General features: G+C 75.1%; 13 protein-coding genes. 5 read left to right on the forward strand and 8 right to left on the reverse strand.

The genetic code is table 11. The features are described 5' to 3' along the window. Positions 1–28: 28 nt before the first annotated feature. The 5 genes from AB0469_RS09260 to AB0469_RS09280 form a co-directional block, all read right to left on the reverse strand. A complete protein-coding gene (locus tag AB0469_RS09260) occupies positions 29–1009 on the reverse strand; it encodes a 1-phosphofructokinase family hexose kinase (protein ID WP_366450708.1) in 981 nt (326 codons plus the stop codon). Then, positions 1006–1470, reverse strand: a complete 465-nt coding sequence (locus AB0469_RS09265; RefSeq protein ID WP_366450709.1) for a CBS domain-containing protein — start codon at positions 1468–1470, stop codon at positions 1006–1008. The genes AB0469_RS09260 and AB0469_RS09265 overlap by 4 nt, the downstream gene beginning before the upstream one ends. Before the next feature lie 15 nt (positions 1471–1485). After that, positions 1486–2088, reverse strand: a complete 603-nt coding sequence (locus tag AB0469_RS09270; RefSeq protein WP_366450710.1) for a CBS domain-containing protein — start codon at positions 2086–2088, stop codon at positions 1486–1488. A 186-nt stretch (positions 2089–2274) separates the two neighbouring features. Beyond that, positions 2275–3774: a HAMP domain-containing sensor histidine kinase gene (locus AB0469_RS09275; protein WP_366450711.1), complete on the reverse strand. Its 1500-nt coding sequence runs from the start codon at positions 3772–3774 to the stop codon at positions 2275–2277. Beyond that, positions 3771–4514 (reverse strand): response regulator transcription factor, encoded by a 744-nt coding sequence (locus AB0469_RS09280; protein WP_366450712.1) that lies wholly within the window; start codon positions 4512–4514, stop codon positions 3771–3773. The genes AB0469_RS09275 and AB0469_RS09280 overlap by 4 nt, the downstream gene beginning before the upstream one ends. Positions 4515–4698: 184 nt before the next feature. Here AB0469_RS09280 and AB0469_RS09285 point away from each other — a divergent pair, with 184 nt between their 5' ends. The 3 genes from AB0469_RS09285 to AB0469_RS09295 are packed head-to-tail and all read left to right on the forward strand — an operon-like array spanning position 4699 to position 7335. Further along, the gene (locus tag AB0469_RS09285) at positions 4699–6069 is read left to right on the forward strand and encodes a ferredoxin reductase family protein (RefSeq protein ID WP_366450713.1); all 1371 of its coding nucleotides are present in this window, start codon (positions 4699–4701) and stop codon (positions 6067–6069) included. Positions 6070–6107: 38 nt separating this feature from the next. Beyond that, the gene (locus AB0469_RS09290) at positions 6108–6557 is read left to right on the forward strand and encodes an FMN-binding protein (protein ID WP_366450714.1); all 450 of its coding nucleotides are present in this window, start codon (positions 6108–6110) and stop codon (positions 6555–6557) included. After that, positions 6550–7335, forward strand: a complete 786-nt coding sequence (locus tag AB0469_RS09295; RefSeq protein ID WP_366450715.1) for an FAD:protein FMN transferase — start codon at positions 6550–6552, stop codon at positions 7333–7335. The genes AB0469_RS09290 and AB0469_RS09295 overlap by 8 nt, the downstream gene beginning before the upstream one ends. A 24-nt stretch (positions 7336–7359) precedes the next feature. Here the strand turns inward: AB0469_RS09295 and AB0469_RS09300 are convergent, their stop codons facing one another. Continuing rightward, positions 7360–7938, reverse strand: coding sequence for a hypothetical protein (locus AB0469_RS09300; RefSeq protein WP_366450716.1), 579 nt, complete (start codon positions 7936–7938; stop codon positions 7360–7362). A 10-nt stretch (positions 7939–7948) separates the two neighbouring features. Further along, positions 7949–8863 (reverse strand): zinc metalloprotease HtpX, encoded by a 915-nt coding sequence (htpX, locus tag AB0469_RS09305; RefSeq protein WP_366450717.1) that lies wholly within the window; start codon positions 8861–8863, stop codon positions 7949–7951. A gap of 342 nt (positions 8864–9205) precedes the next feature. Here htpX and AB0469_RS09310 point away from each other — a divergent pair, with 342 nt between their 5' ends. Both AB0469_RS09310 and AB0469_RS09315 read left to right on the forward strand, forming a co-directional pair. After that, on the forward strand, positions 9206–9454 hold the full coding sequence (locus AB0469_RS09310) for a three-helix bundle dimerization domain-containing protein (RefSeq protein ID WP_366450718.1): 249 nt from the start codon (positions 9206–9208) through the stop codon (positions 9452–9454). A 121-nt stretch (positions 9455–9575) separates the two neighbouring features. Beyond that, positions 9576–11408, forward strand: a complete 1833-nt coding sequence (locus AB0469_RS09315) for a glycoside hydrolase family 15 protein (protein ID WP_366450719.1) — start codon at positions 9576–9578, stop codon at positions 11406–11408. 171 nt (positions 11409–11579) lie between these two features. Here the strand turns inward: AB0469_RS09315 and AB0469_RS09320 are convergent, their stop codons facing one another. Then, the gene (locus AB0469_RS09320; protein WP_366450720.1) at positions 11580–12137 is read right to left on the reverse strand and encodes a TetR/AcrR family transcriptional regulator; all 558 of its coding nucleotides are present in this window, start codon (positions 12135–12137) and stop codon (positions 11580–11582) included. Between the last annotated feature and the right edge of the window lie 5 nt (positions 12138–12142).

Raw genomic sequence — 12142 nt, forward strand, 5'->3', positions numbered from 1 at the left:
CCGGCCGTACGGGCGGGGGCCCGCCGGCTCACGGGCCCCGGTGCCGTGCGCCCGTCCGGAGCCTGGTCCTCACCCGGGAGCGCAGGGACCGGGCCACGTCCACGTCGAAGGACTCGGTGCTGGGGGTGAGCATCGCCGCCGCGGCGGTGGCCACCCCCAGCGCGCAGGCACCGACGGGATCCTCCCCGGCGACCAGCCGGGTGACGAGGGCGGCGACCATGCTGTCCCCCGCCCCGGCGTCGCTCAGGGGCCGGCCCGGCAGCGGCGGCGCGTGGAGCTCGGTGTGGCCCCGGCCGGTCGAGCACAGCGCGCCCAGCGCCCCGAGGGTGGTGACGGCGATCTGCGCGGCCCCGGTGGAGAGCAGCCGCTCGTTGAGCGCCTCGGCGTCGTCGAAGCCGCTGACGGGACGGCCGGCCAGGCTCTCGGCCTCCGTCCTGTTGCACCGGAGCAGGAACACCCCGTGCGCGAGCGCTCCGCGGAGCGCCGGTCCGGAGGTGTCCAGGACCAGCCGGGACCCGGCCCCCTCGACGCGGCGGGCGACGGCCGCGTAGAAGTCGTCGGGCAGGCCGCCGGGCAGACTGCCGCTGGCCACGACGTACGGGCACCCGGCGACGGCCCGCTCCAGCACGTCCAGGCACCGCCGCGCCTCGCGTTCGTCCAGGTGCGGGCCGGGCGGCACGATGTGGTAGCTGCGGCGCGGTCCGGCCTCGAACAGCACGAGCGCCTCGCGGGTGTCGCCGCCGATGCCGACGGGGACGTGGTCGACGCCCTCTTCGTCCAGCAGCCGGTTCAGGCGCAGGCCGACCTCGCCCCCGGCGGTGTGGACGGCCGTGGCCCGTCCGCCGAACCGCACGACGTGGCGGGCGACGTTGATCCCTCCGCCCCCGGCGGCCACCGACCTGACCCGGGCGCGGTTCTTGCCGACCTCCTCCAGGTGTCCGACCTCCCAGCAGAGGTCGACCGTGGGACTCATCGTCAGGGTGAGGACCGGGGCCCCGGCCGTGTTCATCGCACCGCTCCGGTGGACGGCAGCGCGTCCGGCGCGGGTCCGGCAGGCTCCTCCAGAACGCTGCACGAGACCGGGCCGAGCAGGTCCGCCACCCGGCGGAAGACGTCCATCAGCAGGTCGTCCACGGTCAGCATGCCCACCAGGCGCCGTCCGTCGAGGACGGGGAGGCGCCGGAGGCCGCTGGTGCGGAACGTCCGGTACGCGGCGTGGATGTCGTCCGCCGCGTCGACGGTCACGGCCGGGGTGCTCATGACCTCCCGTACCGGCTCGCTGCCGTCGAGGCCCGGGGCCATCGCGCGGACCGCGATGTCGCGGTCGGTGACGACGCCCCGCAGCTCCCCGCCCTCCGTCACGACCAGGCAGCCGACGCCCCGGGCGTCCATCACCCGGGCCGCCTCACCGATGGTCGTCGTGGCGGTCACGGACACCGCGGGCGCGGACATGGATGCGGACACGTTCATCGTCCGGCTCCTTCCTCACAGGAGGTCGGCGGCGGCGGGCCGTGACACGGTCAGCCTGCTGTCGACGTCCACGACTCCGTCGACGCTCTGGCAGAGCCGCACGATCACGGGCAGCAGCCCGGGCCGTGACACCGTCCCGCTGAGCGTCACCCGCCCGTCGTCCACGTCGACGGTGATCGAGGACGGAGCGAGGCGCAGGGTCTGCGTGAGGACGTCCTCCACGACCTCCTCCCGGATGGCGTGGTCGCGGCGGAGGAACAGCCGGACGAGGTCGCTCCGGCTCAGTACGCCGACGACCCGGCCGTCCGTGTCGACGACCGGCAGGCGCTTGACGCCGGTGCGCTGCATCACCCGGGCCGCCCGGACCACGCTCCACTCGGGGCGGGCGGTGACGGCCGGGCTCGTCATGAGTCCCTGGGCGGTGGGCGTGCCGCCGCCCCGCCTGCGGAGCAGGTCGGCCTCCGAGACGACCCCCACCGGGCGCCCGGCGTCGTCGACGACGGGCACGGCGGTGATGTCGAACTCCTGGAGGAGCCGTGCGATCTCCTTGAACGCCGTGGAGGGGCGGACCGTGACGACACCGGGTGTCATCAGGTCGGCGACGCTGCGGTGCCTCATGACATTCCTCCGCGAAGGGACCGTCCGTGACGCGACGGCCGGGAGAGCCGGGCGGCGCCGCGTCCCCTCCACCATCCTCCGGCGCCGACGGGCGCAGCGAGGGCCGAACGGCCCCGTCGCCGGCCTGACCGGCCCCAGCGGGCAGTGCTTCCCCGGGATGCGCGGCGTGCGCTCAGCGGGCCGGCCTCAGCGGGCCGGCCCGCTGTCGCCGGCCCCGTCCGGGCCGTCCGCCCCGCCGCCCGCAGGGAGCGGGCCGGCGGGCAGGAGCAGCCGGAACCGGGTGAGGCCGGGGCGGCTCTCGGCCGTGACGGTGCCGCCGTGCGCCTGGGTGATGGCCTCGACGATGGACAGTCCGAGGCCGGTGGATCCGGTGTGGCGGGAGCGGCCGGCGGCGCCCCGGGAGAAGCGCCGGAAGACGTCGGGCAGCAGCTCCGGCGGGATGCCCGGTCCGTCGTCGGTCACCGTGAGCGCGGCCTGCGGCGGGCCGGCGGACAGCGCCACGGTGACGTGGGTGCCCGCGGGGGTGTGCAGGCGGGCGTTGGCCAGGAGGTTGGCGACCACCTGGTGCAGCCGGTGGGGGTCTCCCGGGACGACCACGGGGTCCTCCGGCAGGTCCAGTTCCCAGCGGTGGCCGGGGGAGAGCGCGTGGACGTCGTCGAGCACGTCGAGCACGATGCGGGTCAGGTCGACCGGCTGCCGCTCCAGCGGGCGCCCGGCGTCGAGGCGCGCGAGCAGCAGCAGGTCGTCGACCAGGGTGCTCATCCGCTGCGATTCCGCGGCCACCCGGCGCAGGGCGTGGCGCACCTCCTCGGGTACCGGGCCGCCGTGGCGCAGCGCCAGCTCGCTGTGGGCCCGGACCGTCGCCACGGGGGTGCGCAGCTCGTGGCCGGCGTCGGCGGCGAAGCCCCGCAGCCGCTCCTCGCTGACGTGGCGGCGCGTCAGGGCGTCGCCGACGTGGCCGAGCATGCGGTTCAGGGCGGTGGCCACCCGGCCGACCTCGGTGTCCGGATCCGCGTGCGGAACGGGACCGGGCATCTCCACCTCACCGGTGGCGAGCGGCAGCCGGGTGACCTCGGTGGCGGTCCGGGCGACCTGTTCGAGGGGACGCAGGGAGAACCGGACCCACAGCGCGGCGGCGCACCCGGCCGTGACGAGGGCGGCGCTGAAGACCACGGCCTCCACCGCCTCCAGGCGGTGGACGGTCTCCTCGACGGGATGCAGGGGCAGCCCGGTGATCAGGACGTCTCCGTCGTCGCCGGGAGCGGCGACCACCCGGTAGCGGCCGAGCGCCGACAGGTGCACGCTGCGCCCCCGGCCATCGGGCCGCACCGCGTCCAGGGTGCGGACGTCGGCCGCGCCGAGGGGAACGGACCGCTGGCTGGAGTCGTCCACGACGGCGGCCTGCGTCACCCGGCCGCCCAGCAGGCGCGCGCCGAAGGTCCCCGCCGCCTGGCCCCGGGTGTCGGGGCCGTTGTCCGCGTCGGGTTCGGCCTCGTGTTCCAGGCTGGCCGCGAACCGGCCCCCGCTCGCGGTGAGCTGCTGGTCGACCCGGCCGATGAGGAAGCCGTGCAGCGCGAGGGCGGTGACCGTCCCGACGGCCGCGCACGCCAGACCCAGGAGCACGACCAGCCCGGCCGTCAGCCGGGCGCGCAGCGACCGCGGCGGGCGGAGCCGGACGCGGCTCACGGCTGCTCCGGCTTCAGCACGTAGCCCACCCCGCGGACGGTGTGGATCATCGGGGGGCGCCCCGCGTCGATCTTCTTGCGGAGATAGCTGATGTACAGCTCGACCACGTGGGCGCGGCCGCCGAAGTCGTAGGACCACACCCGGTCCAGGATCCGCTCCTTGGACAGCACCCGGCGGGGGTTGCGCATCAGGAACCGCAGCAGCTCGAACTCCGTGCGGGACAGCTCGACGACCTTCCCGCCGCGGGTGACCTCCCGTGCCTCCTCGTCCATGACCAGGTCGCCCACCACCAGACGGGGGCTGTGGTCACCGCGCGCCATCCCGGCCCGCCGCATCAGCCCCCGCAGCCGGGCCAGGACCTCCTCCAGGCTGAACGGCTTGGTGACGTAGTCGTCGCCGCCCGCCGTGATGCCCGCGATGCGGTCCTCGACCGCGTCCCGCGCCGTCAGGAACAGCACGCACACTCCGGGGCGGCGGGTGCGCAGCGCGCGCATCACGGACAGGCCGTCCAGGTCGGGGAGCATCCAGTCCAGTACGACGAGATCCGGCTCGAACCGCGCCGCGCAGGCCAGGGCCCCCGCGGCGTCGCCCTCGGTACGGACGTCCCAGCCCTCCGCGCGCAGGGCCGCGCCGAGCACGTCGGTGAGGTCGGGTTCGTCGTCGACGACCAGGACGCGGACCGGAGTGCCGTCGGGCCGCAGGAGCGGGGAGGGGAGGGCGGGAGGGGCAGGAGGGTGCATGGTCCGTCCAGCATCGCCGATGGCGGCGGCCCGCGGCGCACCCCCCACCTTTGAGTTTCCTCTGAATCACCTCGGAGCGGGCCCCTTCAAAGGCTTCTCAGAGGAACCTCCGCCACGGTGGGAGCCGTCCCACCGGCCGCTCCCGTCCAAGGCGGCGGCGGGCCCCGACAGACAAGGAGACGCCGTGGCCGTCCACCCCGGCTTCGACGCGGCCCGCACGCCCCCGCGCGGGCCCGTCGGCCCGCCGCTCGCCCCCCGGCTCGTACCGGCGGGCCTGCACGTGCTCGGCTGGGCCGGCGCCGCCGCCGTGCTCGGCCTGTGGTGGGCCGACACCACCGCCGTGGTCGGCCCCGCCGGCTGGCTCACCGGCGGGGGCCGGATCACGGGCCTGCTGGCCGGCTACGCCTGCGCCGTGATCGTCGTCCTCATGGCCCGTGTCCCCTGGCTGGACCGCACGGTCGGCAGCGACCGGCTGGCCCGCTGGCACGCGGCCGGCGGCCGGTACGCGATCTCGCTGGTCCTCGCCCACACCCTGCTGACCGTCTGGGGCTACGCGCTCACCGGCCACACCGGCGTGCTCGACCAGACCGGCCGCCTGGTCCTGCACTACCCGGAGATGCTCAAGGCCACGGCGGCCTGGTTCCTCTTCCTCCTCACCGCCGTCGTCTCGGCCCGCGCGGCCCGGCGCCGGCTCTCGTACGAGACCTGGCAGCTCCTGCACCTGGCCACCTACGCGGCGGTGTTCCTCGCCTTCGGCCACCAGCTCGCCGACGGGGCCGACTTCGTCGGCAACCGCAGCGCCCAGGCCCTCTGGTACGCCATGTACCTGTCGGCCGCGGCCCTCGTGCTCTGGTTCCGCTTCCTCGTCCCGCTGCGGTCGGCGCTCCGGCACCGGCTGACCGTCGCGGAGGTCCGCCCCGAAGGCCCGGGGGTGGTCTCCGTGCTGGTCACCGGGGACCGCCTCGACGAGCTCGCCGCGCTCCCGGGCCAGTTCCTCCGCTGGCGCTTCCTCGCACCGGGCCTGTGGTGGACGGCGAATCCGTACTCGCTGTCCGCGCCGGCACACCCGCGGTTCCTGCGCATCACGGTGAAGGCGCTCGGGGGCCACAGTGCCGCCCTGGCACGGCTCCGTCCCGGGACCCGGGTGTGGGCCGAGGGCCCGTACGGGGCCCTCGTCGCCCGCAACGCCCGGCCCGGCAGCGCCCTGCTGCTGGCGGGAGGCATCGGGATCACCCCGCTGCGCGCCCTGTTCGAGACCATGCCCGGCGACCTGATCCTCGTCCACTGGGCGCGCACCCCGGCCGATCTGGTCCTGCGCGATGAGCTGGACGCCATCGCCGACCGGCGCGGCGCCCGCGTCCACTACTCGGTGGACGAACCCGCCGGATACGCCCTGCCCCTCACCGCCTGCGCCCTCACGGCCCTCGTCCCCGACCTCGCCCGGCGCGAGGTCTACCTGTGCGGGCCGCCGGGCATGACCGCGGCGGCCGGAACCGCCCTGCGCGAGGCGGGCGTCGACCCGCGACGCATCCACCAGGAGTCCTTCGCCCTGTGAGACCCGCCCCCGCCCCACCCGCCCTCCCAGGAGCCCCCGTGCGCCGCATGGCCCTCACCACCACCGCGACCGTCACCGGCATCGTCTCGCTACTCGCGCTCAAGCCCCACCACGGCGACCGTCCCGCCGTCTCCGCGCGCCCGTCGCCGGGTACGGACCCGGCATCCGGCGCGGCCTCCGGCCCGACGGCCGGGTCCACCGGGGCGAACCGCCCGGGTACCTTCACCGGATCCGTGATCGACACGCGCTACGGCCCCGTGCAGGTCGCCGTCACCGTGACCGGGGGCCGGCTGACGGCCGTCGAGGTGCTCCAGGTGCCGTCGGAGAACCGGCGCGACCGCACGATCGCCGCCTACGCCGTCCCCCGCCTCACCGACGAGGCCATCGGCGCCCAGAGCGCGGACATCGACGCGGTCTCCGGCGCCACCTACACGAGCGAGGGGTACGTCCGCTCCCTCCAGAGCGCCCTGGACCGGGCCCGTGGCTGAGGACCCGTCCGGCCCGGCGCAGCGCCTGCGCCACACCGAACACGTCATGGGCACCGTGTTCTCCTTCGACCTGCGCCACCCTCCCACCCGCGCGAACCGGGCCGCGCTGGCGGAGGCGGTCGCCTGGCTGCACCACGTGGACCGGGTCTTCTCCACCTACCGCCCCGACAGCGCCGTCAGCCGCATCGGCGACGGATCGATGAACGTCTGCGACGCCCCGCCGGAGGTCGACCGGGTCCTGAGGATGTGCGAGCGGGCGGAGAGCGCCAGCCGGGGATGCTTCTCCGCCCGGGCCGGCGGCCGCCTGGACCCCTCGGGGCTCGTCAAGGGCTGGGCGGCCGAGCAGGCGTACGCCATCCTGCGCACCGCCGGAGCGCCGAACAGCCTCGTCAACGGGGGAGGCGACATCCGCCTCGGCGGCGAGCCGGCCCCGGGCCGCCCCTGGCGCGTCGCCCTCGCCGACCCCTGCCGGCCGGGCGGAGTGCTCACCACCGTCGAGGGGCGGGACTTCGCGGTGGCCACCTCCGGCAGCGCCGAGCGCGGCCCCCACGTCCTCGACCCGCGCACCGGCCGGCCCGCCCACCGCCTGCTCGCCGCCACCGTCACCGGGCCGGACCTGACCTGGGCGGACTGCTGGGCCACGGCGGCGGTGGTGCTGGGCGCCGACGCCCACGCCTGGATCGGGTCGCAACCGGGCTACGAGCTCCTCACGGTCGGCCTCGACGGCGGGGCCCGCCGCAGCGCCGGATTCCCCCTCCGGGGACCCGACGGGCCGTGAGACGGCGGGCTCCGACGCCCCCGTTCACAGGCCGGGGGCTCCCCACACCGGGAACCAGCGGCTCAACTCGGCCTCGACGCGGAGGTCGTCCTGGACCACGGCCTTGATCTGGAGCTCCAGGGCGTTGTCCCGCTTCCGGCCGGGCAGTGGGGCGAACGGGTAGAAGGTGCCGCGCTTGTAGAGGTAGACCAGCGCCAGGGGGCGCAGCTCGGCGTCGCGGAAGGACACCAGGGAGCACAGGAGCTGCGGGCCGAACCCCCCGTCCTGCACAGCGGTGTTGACCGCGTGCAGGTCCCCCACCAGCGCGGGCAGGTCGTCGGGGGTCCGGCGGGAGAGCAGCCACGTGTATCCGTATCCGTCACGGCTGAACTCCACCGGCGCGCCGCCGCGTGCGGAGTCCGCGTCCAGCAGGGCCCGTACCTCCTGCCGGATCCCGGTGAAGGCGCCGCCCTCGATGGAGGCGAAGCAGACCGAGCCCGCGCCGGTCGGTGTGAAGCCGGCGGCCGCCTGGAGCGTGACGGCGGCCGAGGGCAGGCCGAAGAGCTGGTCGAGGTCGGGTCCGACCGGCTTGGACCGCCCGAGCAGCGCGTCCCAGAAACCCATGGGCTCCCCCTCACGCTTCCCCGCCGCCCGGTCCGCCCAGCTCGGCGGCGACCTCGGCGAGGGCCTCCAGCCGCCGTTCCAGGGTGGGGTGGGTGGCGAACAGGTTGGCCAGCGCCGTGCCGGGGCCGAGCGCGGGGGTGAAGAAGAACGCGTTGAACGCCTGGGCGGTGCGCAGGTCCTCCGTCGGGATGCGGGCGATGTCCCCCGTGACCTTGGTGAGGGCCGATGCCAGCGCGGACGGTTTGCCCGTGAGCATGGCCGCGGCGCGGTCGGCGGCCAGCTCGCGGTAGCGGGACAGGGCCCGGATCAGCAGGAAACTGAGCGCGTAGACGAGGGCCGAGACGGCCATCACGGTCAGGAAGACGACGGCCGTGTTCTGGTCGCGTCCGCGCCCGCCGAACGCCTGGGAGTAGAACGTGAAGCGGACGGTGAGCCCGGCGATCACGCCCAGGAACGAGGCGATGGTGATGACGGTGACGTCCCGGTGCGCGACGTGGGAGAGCTCGTGCGCGAGGACGCCTTCGAGCTCCTCCGTGGTCAGACGCCGCTGGAGCCCGGTGGTGACGCACACCACGGCGTGGTCCGCGTTGCGTCCGGTCGCGAACGCGTTGGGCAGGTCCATGCGCGAGACGGCGACCCGCGGCTTGGGCATGTCGGCCGTGGCGCACAGGCGGTCGACGATCCCGTGCAGTGCGGGCTGTTCCTCGGGCGTGACGATCTGCCCGTGCATGGCGTACAGGGCGATCCGGTCCGCGTACCAGTACTGCACGCCGAGCAGTCCGGCGGCGATGACGACGACCAGGACGGTGGACTTCAGCAGGACGATCAGCGCGGCGACGAACGCCACGTAGACCAGCCCCAGCAGGAACATGGTGACCGCCATCCGGGCGGTCAGCTGACGGTCGGGCTCGAAACGGCTGCGCACCGCCCTCACCTCGGGTCCGGGTCGCCCGGGCCGGTGCCCGGCTCGTCGAGCCGTACCGGCCGCGCTGCGGCGGTCCCGTACCGGCCGCCGCCGGAAATCCACACGCTCATGATGTCGCCTCCGGGTCGGACGGCCCCTCCGGCCGTCCGCGCGGCCGGGGACCGGTCCAGGGGAGTCCCTCCTTCCATAGTCGCGCAGCGGCGGCCGCGTCCGCCCGGCCGGGCGGACGACCGCCGGGGCGGGCGGCCCGGTCCCGGTTGGCGGGAGGTCGGCTTCCGCGCGTGGCCGGGCTGCGTCACAGTGGAGGGGTCGATCCAGGTCCCGCGAAGGAGGCCGTCGCGCATGCCGGAGGACCCCGAGGACGCGGACGCCCTCGCCCGTGTGGCCGACCGGCTCTTCAAGGCCTTCGCCGGGCTCGACCGCGAGACCGTCGAGGGCGCGGTCGGCACCGCCTACGCCGAGCTGCGGTACGCCCGGGTGCGCACCTACCTCCCGATCCTGGTGGAGCGCCGCGCCCGCGACCTCCTCGCCGCGGCGGGCGACGACACGTCCCCCGGCGGGGAGGGGGACACGGAGCCGGGGGGCCGCTGACGGCGCCGCGCGGACCGGCGCCCCGGCGCGCGCCGGAGCGGCACGGCCGTGCCCGGCCTACCATGGAGGACCAGGTCCCTTCGGACCCCGCACCTGCCACGGCACCGGTAGGGAGGCCGGCATGGAGTTCGGGAACGGATCCGGGGCAGTGGACGGCTCGCGCTACCTGCCGATCTCCGAGCACGGCCTGATCGGCGACCTGCGTACGGCCGCGCTCGTCGGGACCGACGGCACGATCGACTGGTACTGCTGCCCCCGCTTCGACGCGCCGAGCGTGTTCGCGTCCATCCTCGACGCCGACCGGGGCGGATCGTGGCAGCTGGCCGCCGACGTGCCGGCGCGGACGCGGCAGTTCTACTTCCCCGACACCAACGTGCTGATCACCCGGTTCTACGCCGCCGACGGGGTGGCGGAGGTCCAGGACTTCATGCCCGTCGTGGACGAGTCGCGCGAGGGGGCCCGGCACCGGCTGATCCGGCGGGTGATCTGCGTGCGGGGCTCCCTGCCCTTCAGGACGCGGGTCGCCCCCCGCTTCGGCTACGCCACCGAGACGCACACCGTGCGCGTGCAGGCCCACGAGGCCGTCTTCGATGCCCCGTCGATCTCGTTGGCGCTGTCGTCCACGGTGTCGCTCGAAACGGACGGCACGGACGTGTCCGCGCACTTCAAGCTCCTCGAAGGCGAATCCGTGGTGTTCGCCCTCGACCGGATCACCGGCGACGTCCGTCCGCGGGCCTGCCCGCACGCCGAGGCCGAGGAGCAGTTCGAGGCGACGGCCCGGTTCTGGCGCAACTGGCTGGGCCGCTCCCGCTACCGCGGCCGCTGGCGGGAGATGGTCAACCGCTCGGCGCTGACGCTCAAGCTGCTCACCTACGTCCCGACCGGCGCGATCGTCGCCGCCCCGACGACCAGCCTGCCCGAACGGGTCGGCGGCGAGCGCAACTGGGACTACCGGTACGTGTGGGTCCGCGACGCCGCCTTCTGCGTCTACGCCATGCTCCGGCTCGGCTTCACCTCGGAGGCCGAGGCGTTCATGGGCTTCCTGTCCGAACGGTGCATCGAGCCGGGAGCCGGCCCCGGCGGTCCGCTCCAGATCATGTACGGCATCGACGGGCGCACCGACCTGCCCGAGTCCGAGCTGCGCCACCTCGAAGGGCACCTGGGATCCGCTCCGGTCCGGGTGGGCAACGCCGCGACCGGTCAGCTCCAGCTGGACATCTACGGAGCCCTGATCGACTCCGTCTACCTGTACGACAAATGGGGGCAGCCCATCAGCAGCGACCACTGGGACGAGGTCGGGGCCGTCGTGGACTGGCTCTGCGAGAACTGGGACCAGCCCGACGAGGGCGTCTGGGAGACCCGTGGCGGCCGCAGGAACTTCGTCTACTCGCGGCTGATGTGCTGGGTGGCGATCGAGCGGGCCGTCCGCATGGCCAACCGGCGCGGCCTGCCTGCCGATCTCGCCCGCTGGCAGCGGAGCCGGGACGCGATCTACCGGCAGATCATGCGCGAGGGCTGGTCGGCCCAGCGCGGCGCCTTCGTCCAGGGGCTGGGCGACGACGTCCTCGACGCGTCCGTGCTGATGATGCCGATGGCCAAGTTCATCTCGCCCACCGACCCGAAGTGGCTCTCCACCCTGGACGCGCTGACCGCGGAGCTGGTCTCCGACTCGCTGGTCTACCGCTACGACCCCGAGGCCAGCCCGGACGGCCTGCGCGGGGCCGAGGGCACGTTCTCGATCTGCTCCTTCTGGTACGTCGAGGCGCTCACCCGCGCCGGACGCCTGGAGGAGGCCCGGCTGGCCTTCGAGAAGATGCTCACCTACGCCAACCACGTCGGCCTCTACGCGGAGGAGATCGGCCGCAGCGGGGAGCAACTCGGCAACTTCCCGCAGGCCTTCACCCACCTCTCGCTGATCAGCGCCGCCTACAACCTCGACCGCGCCCTCGGCTGAGGACCCCTTTCCAGGGATTGCCGCCGGCGAGCCCCGGTGCCCCGCGTCCTGCGGCGCGGCGGGCGGCTGCTGCCCGTGGTGCCCTTCGCGCTGATCGCGGCCGTCACCGTCGTGGACGTCCTGGGAGGAGGAGGCGCAGACGGGGAGGGCGACCCGGCCCCGGCTGAGGGCTCAGGGCAGCGGGGTGCGGTGGAGGCCGATGAGGAGGCGCCAGACGCGTCCGGCGATCTCGGCGGGGGTGGCCTCGACGAGTCCGTGCAGCCAGTCGGCGAGCACCCCGGCGAAGGCGGCGGCCACGGCCGATGCGACCAGGTCGGGCTCCGGCGCGCCGGCCAGGGCGCGTTCGGCCCGGCTGCGGGCGCGCAGGTCCCGGTGGAGGGCGTGGCCGAGCGGTCCGCCGCCGCCGGGGCGGAGCAGTTCCCGGTAGAGCCCGGCGTGCCGGGGGAGGCGGGCGAAGAAGTCGAGCAGGGCGGGCGGCGGGCTCGCCGGGTCGGGGACGCCGCGCCAGGCGTGCAGGGCGTCCACCGCCTCGCGGACGATCTCGGCGCAGGTGTCGACGGCGAGCGCCTCCAGGTCGGCGTAGTGGAGGTAGAACGTGGCCCGGCCGACTCCGGCCCGGCGCGCGAGGGCGGCGACGCCGACCTTGTCCAGCGGGCGGCTCGCGCACTCCTCCAGCAGGGCCTGGCGCAGCCTGGCACGGGTCCGCTCGGTGCGGGGGTCCTCCGGCACGCCCG

The sequence above is a fragment of the Streptomyces sp. NPDC093801 genome, from assembly GCF_040701585.1.
In the GTDB taxonomy this organism is placed as follows: domain Bacteria; phylum Actinomycetota; class Actinomycetes; order Streptomycetales; family Streptomycetaceae; genus Streptomyces.

Excerpts from the sequence above, each read along its gene's own strand:
- AB0469_RS09265 (WP_366450709.1), bottom strand. The coding sequence starts at position 1,470 with ATGAACGTGTCCGCATCCATGTCCGCGCCCGCGGTGTCCGTGACCGCC.
- AB0469_RS09315 (WP_366450719.1), top strand. The coding sequence starts at position 9,576 with ATGGAGTTCGGGAACGGATCCGGGGCAGTGGACGGCTCGCGCTACCTG.
- AB0469_RS09300 (WP_366450716.1), bottom strand. The coding sequence starts at position 7,938 with ATGGGTTTCTGGGACGCGCTGCTCGGGCGGTCCAAGCCGGTCGGACCC.
- AB0469_RS09310 (WP_366450718.1), top strand. The coding sequence starts at position 9,206 with ATGCCGGAGGACCCCGAGGACGCGGACGCCCTCGCCCGTGTGGCCGAC.
- AB0469_RS09260 (WP_366450708.1), bottom strand. The coding sequence starts at position 1,009 with ATGAACACGGCCGGGGCCCCGGTCCTCACCCTGACGATGAGTCCCACG.
- AB0469_RS09280 (WP_366450712.1), bottom strand. The coding sequence starts at position 4,514 with ATGCACCCTCCTGCCCCTCCCGCCCTCCCCTCCCCGCTCCTGCGGCCC.
- AB0469_RS09270 (WP_366450710.1), bottom strand. The coding sequence starts at position 2,088 with ATGAGGCACCGCAGCGTCGCCGACCTGATGACACCCGGTGTCGTCACG.